Source organism: Candidatus Venteria ishoeyi, from assembly GCF_030378065.1.
GTDB lineage: Bacteria > Pseudomonadota > Gammaproteobacteria > Beggiatoales > Beggiatoaceae > Venteria > Venteria ishoeyi.
Map to the genome: position 1 here is coordinate 1 of NZ_JAUCGJ010000092.1, position 4,561 is coordinate 4,561.

The window sequence follows — 4,561 nt, forward strand, 5'->3', positions numbered from 1 at the left end:
GTTTATCTGCTGTAAATCGTTGTCACTGAGAGTCATATGCTATGTGAGAACCTGAATGATTATGCTTTATACTGTTACATAAATTGTTCTGATACACAATATTTTCTTTGGGGGTCTGAACGGTTACGCTCTGAATGTTGTCATAATCTGTAAAGAAAACCTAAAAATAGGCAAGCAAGCCAGAGTCATTCTGTTTAGTACTGACCTTGAACTGGGTTGGGAAAATGTCATTGAATACTACCATCTGAGATTCCAAATTGAGTTCAACTTTCGTGATGCAAAACAACACTGGGGATTAGAAGATTTTATGGTAATTAAAGAGCAGTCAGTCCACAATGCCGCCAATTTATCCTTATGGATGGTCAACCTTTCTCAAGTGATGCTAACAACATCAGGTGAAGAAAGTACCCTTGACCTAAAAGCCCGTCATCACGCTATTCGTTACGCTCAGGAGGTATTAAAAATACTTCCTGAAAATGTAAAACCGATTAATATTGAGCAGCTATTTACAGAGATTCCTGTGCTGGGAAGGATTCATGAGAGAAAAATGGCTACTTAGTGGCGAAGGTATTGATCTTGTCAAGATATTTTTAATGCGATTGCCCTGGGCTGTCTGCTAATTTGGGTTCATGATAATCCAGGTGATAGTGCGGCGATCTGGGATGTGCTTGATGTACTGGCCGCCTTCTTGCCATTGCTCGATCACCTTGAGTTCCGGTGCCTTGTAATTGCCCTGCTGGAAAAAATGCTGCATGTTGAGGAGGAGAAACTTGACCTTATCCGGCGCAGTGAGAATAGTGGGAAAGAAATCCCTGTCCCGCTCCACGGCGGCTTCTAAGGCATGTCTCGCCTCCCTGGACAGGCTAAAGGAGGAGTGTTCTATTTCTTCTACTTCATCAGCTAGATATATCGCTTCTGCATTTTCAAATTCAAAACCGGCGGGTGCAAATGGTTGAAAGCTGACTATGCAGAAGTCAAGCCATCCCTTGCCTTTTATCTTACATCTGCATGGATAGGTCAGCGCATCTATGCCGACCACAAATCCTTGAAATATACCGCCGATTTCTTTGAGTGTCTTTTTATGAGTCGGCGCAAGGTGTAGTGTTTTGTTTCCCCATTTCAGCAGTGAGTCGCAATGCGCGGGATTGAGGCTGACCATGGTATCGTTGACCGTGCCCCGGCGTTGGTAATAGGTAGTGCCGCATTTGCCGCATGACCAGACAGAACTGTTGTCCTTGGCAAGTTCTCCAATTTTTTTGAAATTGGGAGCCGGTTCCTGGTCAGTGAACCAGGTAAAGCTCATCACATTCATGCCGTTATTTTCGCAGGATGCGCAATTGTTCATGCTCACTCCTCAGCGGGGTTTTTATGTTGTTGAGAAAAGCTGAGTTCAGGGATGAGGCTGAAATTTATAAGTCATCCTGCCAATGCTGCCAGTCTTTTTTAAGCGGTCTTGATGAAGGACTGGCAGTCCTGCAAGTTAATTATTGACTGAAGTTTTTCAGCTTTACCTGATCATTAAAAAACTGGATTTGAATGCTGACATTATCCTGTTTCCAGGTTGAATTAGTGCCTGATAACGGCCCTACACCCATGGTTTGACTTTCCGTGGGGTCTCCCAGAATTGCAGTAACCTCTGCCATGCTCATACCTTCTTTTACTTGATCAAAATGTGCTTTATCAATTTTTGAGCAGGCAATAAGTAAAGTAAACAGCATTAACAATAAAGCAGGTTTGAAAAAAGACATGGGTTTATTCCTTTGAGGGTATTTTCTGATAAAAAGAGGCTAAGGCTGTGAGTAAATGTGTATCACTGGCTCCAGTACTGACAAAAACAGGGGCCTTAACACCTGATTGACGGGCTTTGTCGGCAATACGTTGACTTAATGTGAGTATGGGTTTGTGGCGCAACCAGTCGGCATGTTGCAATAATTCAAATAAATTTAACAAGCCTTCAACGCTGGTGACAATGCTCAGGTCAAAATGTCCTTGTGCTATTTGCGGGCAGTCATCCAAATTTATTTGTGGTATTTGTCGCCGATAGGCGGTGATGTAAGTAACGCTTGCGCCACGTTCCCGTAAGGTTTGCGCCAGCGTTTCTCGTCCATTTTCGCCACGAAAAATTACAATACGCTGCCCCCGCACCGATTGCAACTCAGGTAAAGCCAGTAATGCTTCACTATTAAAGTTTTTTTGCGGCACAATAGCAACCGCTTTTCCCTGTAATTGCAATTGCCTGGCAGTTTGTTTGCCAACTGCCGCCACTTTTAACTGCTTAAAAGCGGGGTTGGAGGTTAAAAATGGAAGTGCCTGCGTGACCGCGTTAGCACTGATGAAAATGGCCAGGTCATATTGCACCAGTTGTGCTGCGCAGTCTTGCAGGGCTTGCGTATCTTGCGCGGGTTTAATCTCGATAACTGGAAACGGCAAGGCAATACCACCCACATTTTCTATGGCAAGACACAAGGACTTTGCCTGGTGTTGTGGACGGGTTACTAAGACTTTTAGGCCGGATAAAGACATGGCAATTTATCTGATACAGTAATTATGGATAACACTGCTTAAAGTAGCATTATCTGTAAATGGGATATAGTTATGTGTTATCTACCCAAGGGTTTTCTACGTTTATATCCAGAAGATTAAAGTCATTTATATTTCTGGTCAGAATAGGATAGCCAGATTGCTTTGAAATAGCAGCAATAAGTAAATCAGGCATTTTCTTTTTAATTCCTTGCTTTCTCCATGAAATAATTTGCTCCCAGTGCTGCATATTGAGTGTTAGCATTTTCAGGGAGGCAAAATATTTTCTGATTTCAATTTCTTTACCACTATCCATCTCTTGCCATCCTAATACTTCAGCAAAAACAACCTGATTTAATACAGGTATCAGCTTTTCTTGGGCAATTTGCGCTTTCAGATTATTCAGTTCATGCCTCCCTTCCAGTAGGTATATCCAAATATTTGTATCTAATATAATCTGATGCATTATTTATTCTTCACGCATTGTATTTTGGAATTCCAAACCATCCGTTGATGAGGGAAGTAAGCCAAATATTGAATGAATATCAGGTACCTTGGTGGTATGTTTGCTATTGAGTCCATTAGAAATTAATTGTATTACCAACTCATTGATATTAACATTAAACTGTTTTGCTTTGATTTGTAATTGTGTTATCGTTTTTTCGTCAATACCATCAATAGATAGGGTGGCCATATTTATCTCCTGTTTAAGTCAACTGCATCTTCTGGCTATCTCTCACAAGCTCTATAATTTCTCCACCCAAAGTAGAACATAAATTGTTGCCGTTATGTTTCTGTAGGTTTATATTCTTTCATTATAGCAGTTTCCCTCTATGCCAATGCCAATAACGCTGCCGCGCCTTGAGCCAGCAGCTCTTCTGCCAGTTGCTTGCCCAGTGCTTCTGCTTCACTGGCAGGGCCGCGTATTTCGCTGCGTAAAATCACGCTGCCATCTTCTTTGCCAACCAGTCCGCGTAAATAGAGTTGATCCTGTTCTAATATTGCATAGCCGGCAATCGGGGTCTGACAACTCCCTTCTAATTTGCGGTTCATTGCACGTTCTGCGCGTAAACGACAATGGGTATCAGGATCATCCAGGTTGGCGAGTAAATCATTAATAACCGGATCGTCAGCACGACATTCTATGCCCACTGCGCCTTGACCAATGGCGGGTAGCATTTGTTCCGGGGTTAATTGGGAGCGAATGCGGTCTTTTAAATCCAAACGAATTAATCCTGCTGCCGCCAGGATAATTGCATCAAACTCCCCATCATCCAGCTTTTTCAAGCGGGTTCCCACGTTGCCGCGCAAACTGCGAATTTGCAGGTCGGGGCGGTAATCCAGTAGCTGGCATTGTCTGCGCATACTGGCAGTGCCAACAATAGCACCCTCTGGTAAATCATCAAGCTTGTCATAGCGATTGGAGACAAATGCATCAAAGGGGACTTCTCGCTCCAGAATCACCGCCAGGTGTAGCCCTGCGGGTAATTCCATTGGTACGTCTTTCATCGAATGTACGGCAATATCAGCTTGTTTATCATACAAACCTTGCTCTAATTCTTTAATAAATAGACCCTTGCCACCAATTTCCGCCAGCGGCTGATCCAGAATTTTATCACCTCGCGTGACCATTTCCACCAATTCAATATTGAGATCAGGAAAGGCTTGCAACAAGCTGTCACGGACAAAATAAGCTTGCCACAGTGCCAGTGGACTTTTGCGGGTGGCGATACGAAGAACGCCTTGCTTTGAATCAGGAAACATACACAAAACCATAGGTAAAAAAACAAATAAACAATGGAGGATTATAGCGTGTTGGGAAACAAGATCAATCTTTTCTCCAGGCAATAAAAAACCTGTAAAGCAATGGGCTTTACAGGTTTTTTATCAGTGGCTATAGCAATACACCATTGAGCGTAACCGTTCAGACCCCCAAAGCAAATATTGTATATCAGAACAATTTATGTAACAGTATAAAGCATAATCATTCAGGTTCTCACATAGCATATGACTCTCAGTGACAACGATTTACAGCAGATAA

General features: G+C 42.7%; 7 protein-coding genes. 1 reads left to right on the forward strand and 6 read right to left on the reverse strand.

Annotation, left to right across the window (positions count from 1 at the left end; genetic code table 11):
- The first annotated feature begins 190 nt into the window (after positions 1–190).
- The gene (locus tag QUF61_RS17895) at positions 191–559 is read left to right on the forward strand and encodes a transposase (RefSeq protein ID WP_407080071.1); all 369 of its coding nucleotides are present in this window, start codon (positions 191–193) and stop codon (positions 557–559) included.
- Positions 560–616: 57 nt separating this feature from the next.
- On the opposite strand, the gene QUF61_RS17900 is transcribed toward QUF61_RS17895, so the two are convergent.
- From QUF61_RS17900 to hemC, 6 genes are all read right to left on the reverse strand, one after another.
- Positions 617–1,345 (reverse strand): hypothetical protein, encoded by a 729-nt coding sequence (locus QUF61_RS17900; protein WP_289682918.1) that lies wholly within the window; start codon positions 1,343–1,345, stop codon positions 617–619.
- A gap of 139 nt (positions 1,346–1,484) precedes the next feature.
- Positions 1,485–1,748, reverse strand: coding sequence for a DUF3862 domain-containing protein (locus QUF61_RS17905; RefSeq protein WP_289682919.1), 264 nt, complete (start codon positions 1,746–1,748; stop codon positions 1,485–1,487).
- Between the two features lie 4 nt (positions 1,749–1,752).
- Entirely contained in the window at positions 1,753–2,523 is a 771-nt protein-coding gene (locus QUF61_RS17910) for a uroporphyrinogen-III synthase (protein WP_289682920.1), read from the reverse strand.
- A gap of 70 nt (positions 2,524–2,593) precedes the next feature.
- On the reverse strand, positions 2,594–2,986 hold the full coding sequence (locus tag QUF61_RS17915; protein WP_103921788.1) for a PIN domain-containing protein: 393 nt from the start codon (positions 2,984–2,986) through the stop codon (positions 2,594–2,596).
- Positions 2,987–2,989: 3 nt separating this feature from the next.
- Positions 2,990–3,214 carry a hypothetical protein gene (locus QUF61_RS17920; RefSeq protein ID WP_103921787.1) on the reverse strand — a complete coding sequence of 75 codons (225 nt, stop codon included), beginning with the start codon at positions 3,212–3,214 and terminating at the stop codon, positions 2,990–2,992.
- A 137-nt stretch (positions 3,215–3,351) separates the two neighbouring features.
- Positions 3,352–4,284: a hydroxymethylbilane synthase gene (hemC, locus tag QUF61_RS17925; protein ID WP_289682921.1), complete on the reverse strand. Its 933-nt coding sequence runs from the start codon at positions 4,282–4,284 to the stop codon at positions 3,352–3,354.
- Between the last annotated feature and the right edge of the window lie 277 nt (positions 4,285–4,561).

Bases quoted from the DNA above. Each gene is read 5' to 3' on its own strand.
- QUF61_RS17900 (WP_289682918.1), bottom strand. From the start codon at position 1,345: ATGAACAATTGCGCATCCTGCGAAAATAACGGCATGAATGTGATGAGC.
- QUF61_RS17915 (WP_103921788.1), bottom strand. From the start codon at position 2,986: ATGCATCAGATTATATTAGATACAAATATTTGGATATACCTACTGGAA.
- hemC (WP_289682921.1), bottom strand. From the start codon at position 4,284: ATGTTTCCTGATTCAAAGCAAGGCGTTCTTCGTATCGCCACCCGCAAA.
- QUF61_RS17905 (WP_289682919.1), bottom strand. From the start codon at position 1,748: ATGTCTTTTTTCAAACCTGCTTTATTGTTAATGCTGTTTACTTTACTT.
- QUF61_RS17920 (WP_103921787.1), bottom strand. From the start codon at position 3,214: ATGGCCACCCTATCTATTGATGGTATTGACGAAAAAACGATAACACAA.
- QUF61_RS17910 (WP_289682920.1), bottom strand. From the start codon at position 2,523: ATGTCTTTATCCGGCCTAAAAGTCTTAGTAACCCGTCCACAACACCAG.